Genomic DNA, 14500 nt, shown 5'->3' on the forward strand with positions numbered 1-14500 from the left:
CCGTCATGAGGGGCGGTGCTGCGGAGGGGTCAGAGGGCGGAGGATCCGCGGGTGTCGTCGCGGCGGTCGGAGGGGCGGGTCTCACCGAACGGGCCGGAGGTGTCCTCGGGACGGTGGCCGAACGAACCAGCGCTGTCGCTGTCCACGGAATCGGCATCAGCAGTCGTGGCGCTGCCGGTCGCAGAACCGGACTCGCCGTGGGTCTCCGCGGTGTCCGCCGTGACGGCATCGGTCGGGGTGATGCGCTCAGCGATGGACTGAAGCGCCCACTTCAGCTCGGAGCCGTCCTCGGCTTCGAGGATGACGACGTCGTCGTACTTCTCGACCACGAGGCCGTAGAAGCCGGAGGTGGTGCGGACCTCTTCTCCGACCTGGACGGACTGCACCATCTCCTGGTGCGCCTGCATGCGCTTCTTCTGGCCGCGGCCCATGAGGAGCATCGGCAGCAGCATGAGGGCGAAGAGCAGGAGGAGGAAGGTGAAGTCCACGGAGGGTCCTTTCATACGATGAGTGCGAGCGGCTCAGCCGGCCGCGCACAGTGCACCGTCCACTGTATCGGGCGGAACGGTGTTTGCGAGAGCAGCCTCAGGCGAATCGTCCGAGACCTATGTCATCCCCGGGGTCGTCGGTGAGGGCGGGCTGCGCGCCCCACTGCGCGGACTGCGGCGGCGCGGCCAGGCCGAGGTGCTCCCACGCGGCCGGGGTGGCGATGCGTCCACGCGGTGTCCGGCCGAGCAGACCTTCTCGCACGAGGAAGGGCTCCACCACGGTCTCCACGGTTTCGGTCTCCTCCCCCACCGCGATCGCCAGAGTGGACAGGCCGACGGGGCCGCCTCCGAACTTGGTGCACAGGGCGGAGATGACCGCACGGTCCAGGCGGTCCAGCCCCCGCTGGTCCACTTCATAGACGCGCAGGGCTTCGAGAGCGGAGTCGATGGTGATGTCCCCGGTTCCGCGGACTTCGGCGAAGTCGCGCACGCGGCGCAGGAGACGGTTCGCGATGCGGGGTGTGCCGCGGGATCGGGAGGCGATCTCGTGGGCGGCATCAGGATCGACGGCGATCTCCAGCCGACCCGCGCTGCGCTCGATCACCTGGGCGAGTTCAGCCGCCGAATAGAAGTCGAGGTGGCCGGTGAATCCGAAGCGATCCCGCAGCGGGGACGGCAGCAGACCGGCCCGGGTGGTGGCCCCGACCGCGGTGAACGGCGGCAGCTCCAGCGGGATGGCGGTTGCGCCCACTCCCTTGCCGACCACGACGTCCACGCGGAAGTCCTCCATCGCCATGTAGAGCATCTCCTCCGCCGGGCGGGCCAGGCGGTGGATCTCGTCGATGAACAGCACCTCGCCCTCCTCGAGGGAGGAGAGGATCGCGGCGAGGTCACCGGCGTGCTGCACCGCGGGACCGGAGGTGATGCGCAGCGGCGCCCCGAGCTCGCGGGCGATGATCATGGCGAGCGTGGTCTTGCCGAGCCCGGGCGGTCCGGACAGGAGCATGTGTTCGGGAGAGCGGCCGCGCGCGGAAGCGGCGTCCAGGACCAGGGACAGCTGTTCGCGCACGCGGGTCTGCCCCACGAACTCCCCGAGGTCCTTCGGCCGCAGCGCCCCTTCGGCGGCGCGCTCCAGAGCGGCGGCCTCCGCGCGCACAAGGTCCCGGCCGTCCGCGTCTGCACCCGTCGGCCCTCCCCCACCGGGACGCGGCGCCCCCTCGGGGCTGCTGGAGCGTTCGATCATCGCTGACCTCCGAGGCTGCGCAGCGACAGACGCAGCAGCAGCGACGACTCCGCGAGGCGCGCTTCGTCCTCGCTCATGGTGGACAGGACGCTGGTGACGGCGTCCTCCGCCTGCTTCTGCGACCAGCCGAGACCGAGCAGCGCGGTGACCACGTCGGCCGCGTTCGGGGGCAGCGCCGCGGTCTCCTCGTCGGGTTCGGGGGCCGACGGGGCCTCCTCGTTGCCGAACGCAGCGAAGCGCGCCGCCTTCTCCTTCAGCTCCAGCAGGATCCGCTTGGCGCTCTTGGGGCCGACGCCGGGCACCCGGGTCAGCGCTTTGACGTCATCGCTGACGATGGCGCGGCCGAACTCGCCGGGGGTGAACACGGCGAGAACAGCGAGCGCGATCCGCGGCCCGATCCCGGAGACGGACTGGACGGTGCGGAAGAGGTCGGTCTCCTCAGCGGTGAGGAACCCGAACAGGGTCAGTGAGTCCTCGCGCACCACCAGTTCGGTGTGGAGCAGAATCGCCTGGCCATGCCGGGCCTGTTCGAGGGTCTGCGGAGCGGAGTGGACGAGGTAGCCGATGCCGCCGACCTCCACCACAAGCGCATCGAGGCCGATGGCACTGACGGTGCCGTTCAGAGTTGCAATCACGAACCCATCCTAGAACACATGTTTGATCACCAGTGGGATGTGGAGGCTTCTCGGGAGCGCCGGGCTCGTCGTTCGGCGTCGGCCCACTGCGCCTGCGCGCTGGTGCGCGCCGCTCCGGTGCGGTCCAGGCGAACGGTGCCGCGTCCGCGCCACAGCTGGGTGATCGCGATGGCGACCGCGTCGGCGGCGTCGGCCGGCTTCGGCGCTTCGGCGAGCCCCAGCAGCCGGGCCACCACGGCCTGGATCTGCTTCTTGTCGGCGCGTCCGTTGTCGGTGATCGCGCGCTTCACCTCGGAGGGAGTGTGCATCTCCACGGGGATGCCGCGCTGGGCGGCGAGCACGATCGCCAGTCCAGACACCTGCGCCGTGCCCATGACGGTGCCGACGTTGTTCTGCGAGAACACGCGTTCCACGGCGAGGATGTCCGGGGCGTACTCCTCGATCACCTGCTCCAGGCCGGTGTGGATCTCCAGCAGGCGCTGGTCGATCGTGTCCGCGCTGGAGGAGGTGATGACGCCGGCGCCGACGAAGACGGCGGAGCGAGAGGCCTCGCCGTCGACGGCTCCGAAACCGCACCGGGTCAGACCCGGGTCGATGCCGAGAACGCGCATGGAATCCGATCAGTCGTTGAGCTGCGCGGCGACGTCGTCGGGGATGTCGAGGTTGGTGAAGACGTTCTGGACGTCGTCGGAGTCCTCGAGGGCGTCGATGAGGCCGAGGACCTTCTTCGCACCGTCGAGGTCGACCTCGGTCTTCATGGACGGCACGAACTGCACCTCGGCGCTCTCGTAGTCCTTGCCCGCCTCCTGCAGGGCGGTGCGGACCGCCACGTAGTCGCCGGGGTCGGAGATGATCTCGAAGACATCGCCCTCTTCGTTGATCTCCTCAGCGCCGGCGTCCAGGACGATCTCGAGCAGCTCGTCCTCGGTGTTGCCCTCGACGGCCACCGCGACGACGCCCTTGCGGGCGAACATGTAGGACACGGAGCCGGAGTCGGCCATGTTGCCGCCGCCGCGGTTGAACGCGAGGCGGATCTCGGAGACAGCGCGGTTCTTGTTGTCCGTCAGGGCTTCGACCAGGACGGCGACACCGCCGGGCGCGTAGCCCTCGTACCAGAGCGTCTCGTAGTCGACACCGGACCCGTCCAGGCCACCGCCGCGCTTGACCGCGCGGTCGATGTTGTCGTTCGGCACGGAGTTCTTCTTCGCCTTCTGGATGGCGTCGAAGAGGGTCGGGTTGCCGGCCGGGTCAGGTCCACCCATGCGCGCTGCGACCTCAATGTTCTTCACGAGCTTCGCGAAGAGCTTGCCGCGCTTGGCGTCCAGTGCCGCCTTCTTGTGCTTGGTGGTTGCCCATTTGGAATGACCGGCCATCGATGCTCCCTCTGTCTGTCGGCGAACGGGGGCGCAGGGGTGTGGAGGCAGGCTCCATGGGACCCCGTGCGCCGGGGTCAGGAATCCATTGTAGTGGTCCCACCTGATGCGCCGTTCACCGGCAGCGTCAGGGACGAGATCAGGCGCCGTTCGGACACCAGATCGGTCAGCAGCTCCGCTTCTGTGCGGCGGGCGGCGGCCCCGGCGTCCGCTCCCCCGCTCTGCCGCTGCATGGCGAGCGTCAGGGCCGTGCGGTGGAACGCCCGCATCGCCCACAGCACCACTGCTCCCTGCTCGGACGCCCACACAAGGGAACGACGGCGACTGCGGATGCCGGCGAGCATGTCCACCTCACCGGGGGTGAACCAGCCCGCGGCCGCGTACTCTCCGAGGCGACGGCGCACGATCCGGCGCTGCCGCAGTCGCAGCGCGATCAGCACACCGGCGAGCACCACGAAGATCGGCACCTGGATCAGCGAATAGGTCAGCAGGAAGCTGCCGAAGCCGCCGTCCTGACGGCTGGCGGGGACGAGGAAGGAGGAGCCGTTCCACAGGGCGTGCAGGCACATCCCGAGCGCGATCCCGGCGGGACCGAGCGTGAGGCCGAGCAGGGGTGAGCGACGCTCGGCTGCGATGCCGAACGCGAGCCCCGCAAGTGAGGTGAAGGCGGCGTGCGCGAAGGGCGACAGCACGCCGCGCACCAGCAGCATGGTCCAGAACAGGGTGGAGTTGCCGGTGATGCCGGCGGCATCGAGGGCGCGAGCGAAGTAGGTGATGTTCTCGGTGAACGCGAATCCGCTGGCGATGAGCATGGCGTAGACGACGCCCTGGACGGGCCCGGCGATGTACCGCCGGCCGAACGCCAGCAGCACGAGCAGTCCGGCGGACTTCATCAGCTCTTCGATGACGGGCGCCTGGATCACCGCGCTGATGAACTGCTGCTCCGTCGGCTCCGGACGCTGCACGGCGAGCAGCAGCTGCACCGCGGTGCCCAGGATGAGGGTGAGCACAACGGAGCCGATCGCGCCCCACGCGAACGCGTACACCATCGTTCCGCGCGGCACCGGGTTGTAGCGGTCCAGCCACCAGATGCCGACGCCGACGATCGCCAGCGGCAGCAGCGAGGCCGTGCCGGCGGCCAGCGCCGTTCCGAACCCCATCGGGATGAACACGAACACGAGCAGCAGCAGGGCTGCAACGGCGAGAACGGCGGCGACCATCCCGAACACGATCCAGCGCGGCCAGCGCCTGCGGCGCACGTCGAGGTGCGCCGTGCGGGAGCCGTTGGTGAGCGGCCGGTCCGCGGAGCCGGCCGGTCGCTCGACGTCATAGTCGTAGTCGTGGGCGTTTCTCACGCGCCGTCCTTCGGCCAGGCGTCGGCAAAGGCACGGCGGGTGTCGTCCAGCAGGATCGGCAGAGCCTTGGTGCGGCCGATGATCGGCAGGAAGTTCGCGTCGCCGAACCAGCGGGGAACCACGTGCTGGTGGAGGTGCCCGGCGATCCCAGCGCCGGCCACGTCCCCCTGGTTCATGCCGAGGTTGAACCCGGCAGGTTTCGACACGGAGCGGACCACCCGCATGGCTGTGCGGGTCAGCTCCGCGACTTCGTGCACCTCCTGCTCGGTCAGGTCCGTGTAGTCGGCGACGTGCCGAAACGGACACACCAGCAGGTGACCGGAGTTGTAGGGGAAGAGGTTGAGGATCACGAAGGCGCTCTGTCCGCGGTGGACGATCAGGGCGTCCTCATCGGTCCGGTCGGGCGCGGAGCAGAAGGGGCATTCGTCCGTCGCGTCCGTGGAGGACGGCTTGCCCGCCCCGTCGATGTACGCCATGCGGTGCGGCGTCCACAGGCGCTGCATGGAATCGGGGGTCCCGGCGAACCGGTAGGGGGCTTCGGATGCGGGCGCGCCCGCGCCCTCGCCGGAGGCGGGGACGCGGGCGGTGTCCGGGTCGTGCGGGAGCGGAGTGCTCACACCTGCTCCTTCTCGGCGATGGAGTGGACGATCCTCTCCACGGCTTCGTCCACGGGGATGCCGTTGTCCTGGGAGCCGTCGCGCATGCGGAAGGACACGGCGCCGTTGGCCTGATCCTCTCCGCCGGCGATCAGCAGATACGGCACCTTCTCCTTGGTGTGGGTGCGGATCTTCTTCTGCATGCGGTCGTCGGAGTCGTCGATGACCACGCGCACTCCCCGCTTGCGGAGCTTGTCCGCCACCTCGTGGAGGTAGGGAGCGAAGTCGCCGGCCACGGGAATGCCGACCACCTGCACGGGGGCCAGCCACACCGGGAACGCACCGGCGTAGTGCTCCAGCAGCACACCGAAGAAGCGTTCGATGGATCCGAAGAGGGCGCGGTGGATCATCACGGGGCGCTGCCGGGAGCCGTCGGACGCGGTGTACTCGAGGTCGAAGCGCTCCGGCAGGTTGAAGTCCAGCTGGATGGTGGACATCTGCCAGGTGCGTCCGATGGCGTCACGGGCCTGCACGGAGATCTTCGGGCCGTAGAACGCGGCGCCGCCCGGGTCCGGAACGAGCTCGAGGCCCGAGGCGGTGGCGACCTCTTCGAGGGTGCGAGTCGCCTCCTCCCACACGGCGTCGTCACCCACGTACTTCTCCTCGTTCTTGGTGGAGAGCTCGAGGTAGAAGTCGTTGAGGCCGTAGTCCTTGAGCAGGTCGAGGACGAACTCGAGCACGCGGGTGAGCTCGTCCTTCATCTGATCGCGGGTGCAGTAGATGTGGGCGTCGTCCTGCGTGAAGCCGCGGGCGCGCGTGAGGCCGTGCACCACGCCGGACTTCTCGTAGCGGTACACGGTGCCGAACTCGAACAGCCGCAGCGGCAGGTCGCGGTAGGACCGGCCGCGGGAGCGGAAGATGAGGTTGTGCATCGGGCAGTTCATGGGCTTCAGGTAGTAGTCCTGGCCCTGGCGGGTGATCTCACCCTCGGCGTTGCGCTCCTCGTCCACGTGCATCGGCGGGTACATCCCCTCGGCGTACCAGTCGAGGTGGCCGGAGGTCTGGAACAGCTGTGCCTTGGTGATGTGCGGGGAGTTGACGAAGCAGTAGCCGTCCTCCACGTGGCGGCGGCGAGAGTAGTCCTCCATCTCCATGCGGATCATCGCACCCTTGGGGTGGAACACGGGCAGGCCGGAGCCGATCTCGTCCGGGAAGGAGAAGAGGTCGAGTTCGCTGCCGAGGCGACGATGGTCGCGGCGCTCCGCCTCCGCGATGCGCTCCTGGTACTCCCGCAGCTCCTCCTTCGTGGGCCAGGCGGTCCCGTAGACGCGCTGCAGCATCGGGTTCTTCTCGCTGCCGCGCCAGTAGGCGGCGGCGGAGCGGGTGAGGGCGAAGCCGTTGCCGATGAGCTTGGTGGACGGCAGGTGGGGGCCGCGGCAGAGGTCAGTCCACACGACTTCGTCGCGACGGTTGATGTTGTCGTACATGGTCAGGCCGCCGTCGCCGACCTCCACACTGGCGCCTTCGGCGGCTTCGGACGCGTTGGACTTCAGACCGATGAGCTCGAGCTTGTACGGCTCGGAGGCGAGCTCCTGCTCGGCATCGGGGTCGAGGATGTCACGCCGCTGGAAGCGCTGACCCTCCTTGACGATCTTCACCATTTCCTTCTGGAGGGCCTTGAGGTCCTCCGGGGTGAACGGGGTCTCCACATCGAAGTCGTAGTAGAAGCCGTCGCGGATCGGCGGGCCGATGCCGAGCTTCGCCTCGGGGTTGATGCGCTGCACGGCCTGCGCGAGGACGTGCGCGGTGGAGTGGCGGAGGATCATCAGGCCGTCGTCGCTGGTGAGCTCCACGCCTTCGACCTGGTCGCCGTCGGCGACCTCCGCGTAGAGGTCCTTCAGTTCACCGTTGACGCGCAGGGCGACGATGTCCCGCTGAGATTCGAAGAGCTCGGTGCCGGTGGTCCCTCCCTCGACGGTGGTGGGCGTTCCGTTGAGGACGATGCTGATCTGGGACACGTGAGCTCCTTATCGCCGAGGGGATCCGACCTACCATGCCGGCTCTGCCGTCCAGTGTAACGATGCACCGGGGGCGCTCACAGCTAGGGTTGTCGGTATGGATCACATGCCACGCCCAGCCGTCGATCCGGCCGTGCTCCGCGGCTGTTCGGGACCGTGGGATGCGGTGGTGGTCGGCTCCGGCCCGAACGGCCTGCTCGGCGCACTGACTCTGGCCCGACGGGGCATGCAGGTGCTCGTGCTGGAGGCGGAGGCCACCCCCGGCGGTGGGGCGCGCACGCTCGATCTGGGGCTGGCCGACGGGGTCGTCCATGACGTCTGCTCGGCTGTGCATCCGCTGGCGCTGGCGAGTCCGGCGATCGGAGCTCAGTGGCTGCGCGCCCGTGGTGTGGACATGATCGCGCCGGAGGCGTCGTACGCGCATCCGCTGGACGGCGGCAGGGCAGCGGTTGCGATGCGCAGCGCCGCTGCGACGGGAGATCTCATCGGTGGGCGCCGCGGGCGAGTGTGGGCCGACGTGTTCTCCTCTCTCGCCGCTCATGGACCGGACGTGATGGCTCTGATGCTCGGCACGGCTGAGCAGCGCCTGCGCGCCATCACCTCACCGACGGGTGCCCGCACGGCAGCGCTGCTGGGCCGGGCAGCTGCCCTGGCGGACCGCTCCGTCCGCAGCGGCGACGATGCCGGCGCGCTCCTCGCGGGGGTCGGCGCCCATGCGATCAGCCCCCTCTCCTCCCCCACGGCGATCGGGACGGCTGTGCTGCTCGGCTCCCTCGCCCACACCGGCGGCTGGCCGATCCCCCGCGGCGGCTCGCAGTCCCTGGTCACCGCGTGGATCGCGGAACTGTCCGAGCTCGGCGGCTCAGTGGTGACGCACGCGCCGGTCACGTCACTGGATCAGCTCCCGCCGTCGAGGGTGGTGCTGCTGGATCTGCCTGCCCCGTCGGCCGGTCGACTGCTGGCTCCGTGGGCGAGGTCCGCCGCCTCCCGCCGGCTCACCCGCCGTCTGCAGGTCTTCCCTCCGTCGGCGGGGGCGGCGGCGAAGGCGGACCTGGTGCTGTCCGGGCCGATCCCGTGGGCGGCCGCACAGCAGGCGCCGGGGATTGCGCGCGCCGGGACGGTGCATCTGGGCGGGTCGGCGACCCTGATCAACACGGCCGAGCGGGAGGTGGCGGAGGGTCGGCTGCCGGAGGCCCCGGTGGTGCTGGTGAGCGATCCGGCGGGGGCGGATCCCTCGCGGGAGGTGCGAGGGCTGCGGCCGGTGTGGGCGTATGCGCACGTGCCGCTGGGCTGCCCGGTGGATCCGGTGCCGTTGGTGCTGGCACAGCTGGAGCGGTTCGCCCCGGGCGTCCGAGACCTGGTGGTGGCGGCGCGGGGCGTTCCGGCCTCGCGCATGACGGGTCACAACCGGAGCCTGACCGGCGGGGACATTGCGGGCGGCAGCACGGCTCTGCCGCATCTGGGGGCCCGGCCGTTCCTCGCGACGGATCCGCACCATCTGGCGACCCTGCCGGGCTGGGCGCCGGGCGGCGAGGATGCTGAGGTGCTGCTGTGCTCGGCCTCGAGCGCGCCGGGGCCCGGTGTGCACGGCCTGGGAGGGCAGGCGGCAGCGCGCAGCGCGCTCGCACGGCTGGCCTGAGAGCTGCGATGCGCGGACCCCGTCGGGTTCCCCTGCGCCTGTCATGCAGAAGACCCCCTCAGCGAACCGAGGGGGTCTTCTTCGTGGGTGGGCGATACTGGGATCGAACCAGTGACCTCTTCCATGTCAAGGAAGCGCGCTACCACTACGCTAATCGCCCGTATGCAGGACCCGTGGGCCCATTGTTGCGAGGTGGGTACGGGATTCGAACCCGTGTACACGGCTTTGCAGGCCGTTGCCTCGCCTCTCGGCCAACCCACCGTGCGAGAACCGAAGTTCTCCGAGCGGATGACGAGACTCGAACTCGCGACCCTCACCATGGCAAGGTGATGCTCTACCAACTGAGCTACATCCGCAGATCACTATTCATATGTGACGTGGGCGATACTGGGATCGAACCAGTGACCTCTTCCGTGTGAAGGAAGCGCGCTACCACTACGCTAATCGCCCGGGTCTGCCGGTGCGTTTCCGGAGCGGCCTGCTCCCTCAACGACCTGAACAACATTACACGACTTCCGAGCGGCGACAAATTCGCAGAGGCCGAAAACGGGCAGTTTGCGGCGAGCGCCACATTCGGCCCGCTCGGCCGTGACCCCGACCACGAAGCAGCCTGCGGATTTGCGCGGCCCTGACGGGCCTGGCTACTGTCTTCTTTCGTCGGAGCACGCCCCGGCCGACCCATGCGGATGTAGCTCAGCTGGTAGAGCATCACCTTGCCATGGTGAGGGTCGCGAGTTCGAGTCTCGTCATCCGCTCCACGAGGAAAGGGCCCCGGGTAACCGGGGCCCTTTCGCTGTTCCAGAGCCCGCACCCGCGCCAGCACCGCCGGCGCGGGCCACGAGTGGGCGGTGCACGCCGCGCCTCACACGAGCGCGCGGGCCCCGTCGGCCTGCAGCGCCCCCAGGCGGGACAGGCAGCGCAGATACTTCTTGCGGTAACCGGAGTTGAGCAGGTCCTCGGTGAACAGCTCCGGCACCCGCACCCCGCTCAGTGCCACCGGCACTTCCCGGTCGTAGAGGCGGTCGATCAGAACCACGAGACGCAGCCCGCGGTTGTGCTCACTGACCTGCTCCATCCCCACGATGTGGCAGCGCTCTATCCCATCGATCATCGCGCCGTAGCGGGAGGGGTGGACCTCCCGCAGGTGCTCGGCGAGCGGTTCGAAGTCGTCGAGGCTGACCCTGTCACCGCGAGCGCCGCTGCGGACCTGGTCGTCGGCCAGCTGGGGCGGGTCGTCGATGCGGTCCTTCTCGCGGTAGTCGAGGCCGTCGATGCGGAGCACATCGAAGCGGTCGGCCATGGCCTGGATCTCGCGGAGGAAGTCCTGGGCGGCGAAGCGGCCCTCGCCGAGTGCGTCGGGGAGGGTGTTGGAGGTGGCGACCACGGGGACGCCGCGGTCGGACAGCTCACGGATCATGCGCGTCATGAGGAGGGTGTCGCCGACGTCGTCGAGTTCGAACTCGTCGATGCACAGGACGCTGGCGGTGGAGAACTCCTCGACGGCGCGGGTGAAGCCGAGGACGCCGATGAGGTTGGTGTACTCCACGAAGGTGCCGTAGAGGGGCCGTCCGGGTGCAATGTGGAAGAGGGCGGTGAGCAGGTGGGTCTTGCCGACTCCGAAGCCGCCGTCGAGGTAGAGGCCGTGGGCTGCGGCCGGGTCCTTCTTCCTGCCGAACATGCTGAGCACGCCGCCCCGGCTGCTGCTGGGCTGAGCGGTGAGGCGGGACGCGAACTGCTGCAGGGACTGCTTCGCCGCCTCCTGGGAGGGGTAGTCCGGGTCGGGGATGTAGTTGTCCAGGCGGGCCTGCTGGAAGCGCGGCGGGGGAACGAGCTGGGCGACGAGTTCGCCCGGTGCGGGTGTGGGGAATCGGGAGGTCAGGCTTGTGGTCACGGCGTTCAGTGTACGGCGGAGGGGTCTGGGTCTGCTCACTATGCTGGAGGCGATCCCAGGAGCCCGCGAGCCGTGCCGGGCCCTTTTCCTGCGCGGCGGATTGGAGAGTGCGATGACCGCCGACGGGGTGCAGAAGGACAGTGTGCACATGGTGCTGCGCGATGGTGCGTTCACCGACGGTGCCGCTGCCACGGTGCCGATGGACGATGCGGGTGCTGAGGAGCTCGCGGACCTGTACCAGTTCGATCCGGAGCGCACCACGGTGCGGGTGATGATGAACTCCTCGGTGGACGGTTCCGCCACGGGGGCCGACGGGACCAGTGCGTCTCTGGGGAACCCGACTGACTTCTTCAACCTGGTGGTGCTGAGGGCGATGCCCGATGTGATCGTTGCGGGCGCTGAGACTGTGCGGGCGGAGGACTACAAGCGGCCGGGCGGCCGGAAGTCCCTGCGCTCTCCCAGCAGGCGGCCGAGCGGGACGGAGTTTCCGGCGCTGGTGGTGCTGACGGGCAGTGGGGACCTGGGTGGGGCGGTGGATCCGTCGTGGCCGACCCTGCTGGCGACCTCGCGGGGGAAGCGGGATGCGGTGATCGAGGCCTCCGGTTTCCCCACGGAGAACGTGGTGACGTTCGAGGAGCCGTTGGACCTGATCGAGCAGCTCGCGCAGCGCGGCTGGGTGGGCATCCAGGTGGAGGGCGGCCCGTCAGTGAACGCGCTGTTCTTGGAAGCCGATGCAGTTGACGAGCTGTGCGTGTCCACCAGTCATGTGACGGTGGGCGGCGAGCACACGCGGATCGTGCGGGGGGCGGAGCATGACGCGCAGTGGCAGCTGTCGGACATGCTGGTGGGCCGCGGCGCCACTCTTCATCGGTACGTGCGGGACCGCGACTGACGCCGGGGCGCTGGTGGCTGCCGGCTTCAGAGCCTGCGACCGGAGGACAGCGGCTGGGCTGGGGCGCTGGGCTGACGGATCGGGAGGGCCGACGGGTCCACGCGGTTGATCGGGAACCCCGCTCCGGCGGAGCGCTGCTGGATCCAGGTGAGGATCTGGCTCTCCCAGCGCGCCGGGTCGAGGTTCCATTCCCGGGTGTGGGAGGCCATGTCCCAGGTGCGCAGGTGCACGAGGTCGGGGCGCGAGTGGGCGAGGAGCCTGCTCGGTTCGTAGGGGACGACTTCGTCCTCGCGGGAGTGGATGAGCAGGGTGGGGTGGCGCAGCGCGTCTGCCGCGTAGTCGGTGGTCATCTCGTTCAGGAGGATCGGCTCCAGCAGGCGGACGGAGCGTGACCAGCGCGGGTGCGTCATCAGGCTGCGGGCCGCGAGCGCGAGCGGCTGCGGAACCCGTCGGAGCCGCGTGTGGTGTTCGAGGATGACCTCCCAGTCGACCGCGGGGGCGTCGAGGATGAGGGAGTCGATCACGTCGCGGTGCTCGGAGAAGAACGAGGTGCGCAGAGCGATGGCGCCGCCCATGGAGAAGCCGATCAGGAGGATGCGGCGAGCACCGTGCCGCAGCGCGAACGCGATGGCGGCGTCGACGTCCTCCCACTCCTGGGCACCGAGGTGGAGGAGGCGGTCGGGTGAGGGGGCAGCTCCGGCGTCGTTGCGGTAGGAAACCATCAGCGTGGTGAGGCCGAGGGCGTGCAGCAGCGGGAGGACGCGCAGGCCTTCGCCGCGGACGGAGCCGTGACCGTGGATGGTGATCGCCCACGTGCGGGCGGGGTCCGGGCCGCCCGCGCTGGGGGCCGCGCCGGGGACCAGCCAGGACGGCATGGAGCCCACGGGTGAGTCGATGGTGACGTCCTGGAAGGGCATGCCGTGGGCGTGCATGGGTGTGCCGGCCCAGAACAGGCCGTTGCGGGCGGCGGGTCCGGGCGCCAGGTGCTCGCGGGTGTCGGCGGCGAGGATGCGCCGCACCACCGTGGTGGGCGTGGGTTTGGCGATGATGTCGCCGATGCGGGCGTGGACGGCGCCGCCCTGTTGGCGGATGCCGAAGACGCCGGGCCATTCGGCCGCGCGGGACGCGGTCAGGGTGACGCAGTGGACATCGGCGTGCTGAACGGTCAGCAGGGGCGGTTCGGACGCGACGGGGGTCAGGGGCGCCCGGGCGACCATGGTGGCGGCCGCTGCTGCTCCGGCCGCGGAGAGGGCGAACGCACCGGCGCCGACGGTGCTGGCGACGGCGATGCGGGAGGCCTTGGTCATGTTCGTCAGGGTACGGGACGGGCCTGGGCGCAGATGGTGCAGGGGCCGGGTCTACGATCGGTGACATGTGCACCCTCGCCGAGCAGTGCGGCCCCGATCTCGTGGTGGTCGCCGACTGCACCATCGACTCCATCGATGCGCTCAATGCCCTGACGTTCCTCGGGATCGACCCGCGGGACGGCGGCCGCCCGTCGGCTCGTCTGCGAGTGCACTCCTCCCGCACCCGGAACCTGGTGCTGGACACCGTCGACGTGCTGGGCCTCTCCGATTTCGCCGACCGCTTCCCGCAGGAGATGGCCCTCCTGCGGGGTGCTGAGCACGGCCGCGAGCAGGCGGAGCCCGAGGAGATCCTGTCGTCACTGACGCGGGCGTTCACCGCGGCGGGCTGCGATGTGGTGGACGGCTGTGTGACGGACCGTCCCCTGTCGGCCTGCTCCGCGGACGTCTCGGAGTGCTCGTCGATGACGATCGTGGCGTTCACGCAGCCGATCGTGCGCGACCATGAGTTCGCCGACGAGTGGGCGCATACAGTGGAGGACGCCGTGGAGGCGACGTTCCTGCACCTCTACCCCACCCCGGCGGGTGCAGCACCGGCGCGCCCGCAGTGAAAGGAGTCCACCCATGAGCACGCACCGGATCGGCGACGGCGACTATCCCCTGGCGCTCAGCGGCGAGCAGTGGCGTCAGCGTCTCAGCCCTGAGGAGTTCCATGTTCTGCGCGAGGGCGGCACGGAGCGGCCCTTCACCGGCGAATATGAGGAGGTCCGTCCGTCGGGGACGTATGCGTGCCGAGGCTGCGGCGCGGAGCTCTTCACCGCTGAGACCCAGTTCAACGCGCACTGCGGCTGGCCGGCGTTCTACGCGCCGACGGATTCCGACGCGGTGGAGCTGCTCGATGACGATTCGTTGGGGATGCGCCGCACCGAGGTGCGGTGCCGGGCCTGCGGCAGCCACCTCGGGCATGTGTTCCGGGGAGAGGGCTTCCCCACCCCCACGGATGAGCGCTTCTGCATCAATTCGATCTGCCTGGTCCATTCCGACGACGCCGCCTGAGAACACCGGC

General features: G+C 69.5%; 14 protein-coding genes and 5 tRNA genes. 5 read left to right on the forward strand and 14 right to left on the reverse strand.

All coding sequences use genetic code 11. The annotated features are described in order from the left end of the window. Positions 1–29 precede the first annotated feature (29 nt). The 8 genes from yajC to thrS form a co-directional block, all read right to left on the reverse strand. Positions 30–488 (reverse strand): preprotein translocase subunit YajC, encoded by a 459-nt coding sequence (yajC, locus tag R3I40_RS05735; protein WP_183374740.1) that lies wholly within the window; start codon positions 486–488, stop codon positions 30–32. A gap of 97 nt (positions 489–585) precedes the next feature. After that, entirely contained in the window at positions 586–1731 is a 1146-nt protein-coding gene (ruvB, locus tag R3I40_RS05740) for a Holliday junction branch migration DNA helicase RuvB (RefSeq protein WP_183374742.1), read from the reverse strand. Continuing rightward, on the reverse strand, positions 1728–2366 hold the full coding sequence (ruvA, locus tag R3I40_RS05745; RefSeq protein WP_285262389.1) for a Holliday junction branch migration protein RuvA: 639 nt from the start codon (positions 2364–2366) through the stop codon (positions 1728–1730). Before ruvA ends, ruvB begins: the two co-directional genes overlap by 4 nt. A 26-nt stretch (positions 2367–2392) precedes the next feature. After that, positions 2393–2977 (reverse strand): crossover junction endodeoxyribonuclease RuvC, encoded by a 585-nt coding sequence (ruvC, locus tag R3I40_RS05750; protein WP_285262390.1) that lies wholly within the window; start codon positions 2975–2977, stop codon positions 2393–2395. Positions 2978–2986: 9 nt separating this feature from the next. Beyond that, positions 2987–3739, reverse strand: coding sequence for a YebC/PmpR family DNA-binding transcriptional regulator (locus tag R3I40_RS05755; RefSeq protein WP_183374747.1), 753 nt, complete (start codon positions 3737–3739; stop codon positions 2987–2989). Between the two features lie 77 nt (positions 3740–3816). Continuing rightward, positions 3817–5094 (reverse strand): PrsW family intramembrane metalloprotease, encoded by a 1278-nt coding sequence (locus tag R3I40_RS05760; protein WP_183374748.1) that lies wholly within the window; start codon positions 5092–5094, stop codon positions 3817–3819. Beyond that, positions 5091–5597: an HIT family protein gene (locus tag R3I40_RS05765; RefSeq protein WP_183375356.1), complete on the reverse strand. Its 507-nt coding sequence runs from the start codon at positions 5595–5597 to the stop codon at positions 5091–5093. Before R3I40_RS05765 ends, R3I40_RS05760 begins: the two co-directional genes overlap by 4 nt. 110 nt (positions 5598–5707) lie before the next feature. After that, entirely contained in the window at positions 5708–7708 is a 2001-nt protein-coding gene (gene thrS / locus R3I40_RS05770; RefSeq protein ID WP_285262391.1) for a threonine--tRNA ligase, read from the reverse strand. A gap of 106 nt (positions 7709–7814) precedes the next feature. Between thrS and R3I40_RS05775 the strand changes: the two genes are divergently transcribed. Beyond that, positions 7815–9347, forward strand: coding sequence for a phytoene desaturase family protein (locus R3I40_RS05775; protein ID WP_183374750.1), 1533 nt, complete (start codon positions 7815–7817; stop codon positions 9345–9347). Positions 9348–9435: 88 nt separating this feature from the next. Here the strand turns inward: R3I40_RS05775 and R3I40_RS05780 are convergent. From R3I40_RS05780 to R3I40_RS05795, 4 genes are all read right to left on the reverse strand, one after another. Next, a tRNA-Val gene (locus R3I40_RS05780) sits at positions 9436–9507 on the reverse strand. 30 nt (positions 9508–9537) lie between these two features. Then, positions 9538–9608 (reverse strand) — tRNA-Cys (locus R3I40_RS05785). A gap of 22 nt (positions 9609–9630) precedes the next feature. Next, positions 9631–9703 (reverse strand) — tRNA-Gly (locus R3I40_RS05790). A 22-nt stretch (positions 9704–9725) separates the two neighbouring features. After that, a tRNA-Val gene (locus R3I40_RS05795) sits at positions 9726–9797 on the reverse strand. 232 nt (positions 9798–10029) lie between these two features. Here R3I40_RS05795 and R3I40_RS05800 point away from each other — a divergent pair. Then, positions 10030–10105, forward strand: a tRNA-Gly gene (locus tag R3I40_RS05800). 104 nt (positions 10106–10209) lie between these two features. Here R3I40_RS05800 and zapE read toward each other — a convergent pair. Then, a complete protein-coding gene (gene zapE / locus R3I40_RS05805; RefSeq protein WP_285262392.1) occupies positions 10210–11238 on the reverse strand; it encodes a cell division protein ZapE in 1029 nt (342 codons plus the stop codon). 112 nt (positions 11239–11350) lie between these two features. Between zapE and R3I40_RS05810 the strand changes: the two genes are divergently transcribed. Further along, complete coding sequence (locus tag R3I40_RS05810) at positions 11351–12130, forward strand: dihydrofolate reductase family protein (RefSeq protein ID WP_239374698.1); 780 nt, start codon at positions 11351–11353, stop codon at positions 12128–12130. Positions 12131–12156: 26 nt separating this feature from the next. Here R3I40_RS05810 and R3I40_RS05815 read toward each other — a convergent pair whose 3' ends face one another. Beyond that, positions 12157–13437, reverse strand: coding sequence for an alpha/beta hydrolase family protein (locus R3I40_RS05815; RefSeq protein WP_285262393.1), 1281 nt, complete (start codon positions 13435–13437; stop codon positions 12157–12159). Between the two features lie 65 nt (positions 13438–13502). On the opposite strand from R3I40_RS05815, the gene R3I40_RS05820 reads away from it, so the two are divergent. Next, complete coding sequence (locus R3I40_RS05820; protein WP_183374755.1) at positions 13503–14045, forward strand: hypothetical protein; 543 nt, start codon at positions 13503–13505, stop codon at positions 14043–14045. Positions 14046–14058: 13 nt separating this feature from the next. Continuing rightward, the gene (msrB, locus tag R3I40_RS05825) at positions 14059–14490 is read left to right on the forward strand and encodes a peptide-methionine (R)-S-oxide reductase MsrB (protein ID WP_183374757.1); all 432 of its coding nucleotides are present in this window, start codon (positions 14059–14061) and stop codon (positions 14488–14490) included. Positions 14491–14500 lie beyond the last annotated feature (10 nt).

This window comes from Helcobacillus massiliensis (assembly GCF_033106145.1).
Taxonomy (GTDB): domain Bacteria; phylum Actinomycetota; class Actinomycetes; order Actinomycetales; family Dermabacteraceae; genus Helcobacillus; species Helcobacillus massiliensis.

Bases quoted from the DNA above. Each gene is read 5' to 3' on its own strand.
- R3I40_RS05820 (WP_183374755.1), top strand. From the start codon at position 13,503: ATGTGCACCCTCGCCGAGCAGTGCGGCCCCGATCTCGTGGTGGTCGCC.
- ruvC (WP_285262390.1), bottom strand. From the start codon at position 2,977: ATGCGCGTTCTCGGCATCGACCCGGGTCTGACCCGGTGCGGTTTCGGA.
- R3I40_RS05810 (WP_239374698.1), top strand. From the start codon at position 11,351: ATGACCGCCGACGGGGTGCAGAAGGACAGTGTGCACATGGTGCTGCGC.
- R3I40_RS05815 (WP_285262393.1), bottom strand. From the start codon at position 13,437: ATGACCAAGGCCTCCCGCATCGCCGTCGCCAGCACCGTCGGCGCCGGT.
- msrB (WP_183374757.1), top strand. From the start codon at position 14,059: ATGAGCACGCACCGGATCGGCGACGGCGACTATCCCCTGGCGCTCAGC.
- R3I40_RS05765 (WP_183375356.1), bottom strand. From the start codon at position 5,597: ATGCAGCGCCTGTGGACGCCGCACCGCATGGCGTACATCGACGGGGCG.
- R3I40_RS05755 (WP_183374747.1), bottom strand. From the start codon at position 3,739: ATGGCCGGTCATTCCAAATGGGCAACCACCAAGCACAAGAAGGCGGCA.
- ruvB (WP_183374742.1), bottom strand. From the start codon at position 1,731: ATGATCGAACGCTCCAGCAGCCCCGAGGGGGCGCCGCGTCCCGGTGGG.
- R3I40_RS05775 (WP_183374750.1), top strand. From the start codon at position 7,815: ATGCCACGCCCAGCCGTCGATCCGGCCGTGCTCCGCGGCTGTTCGGGA.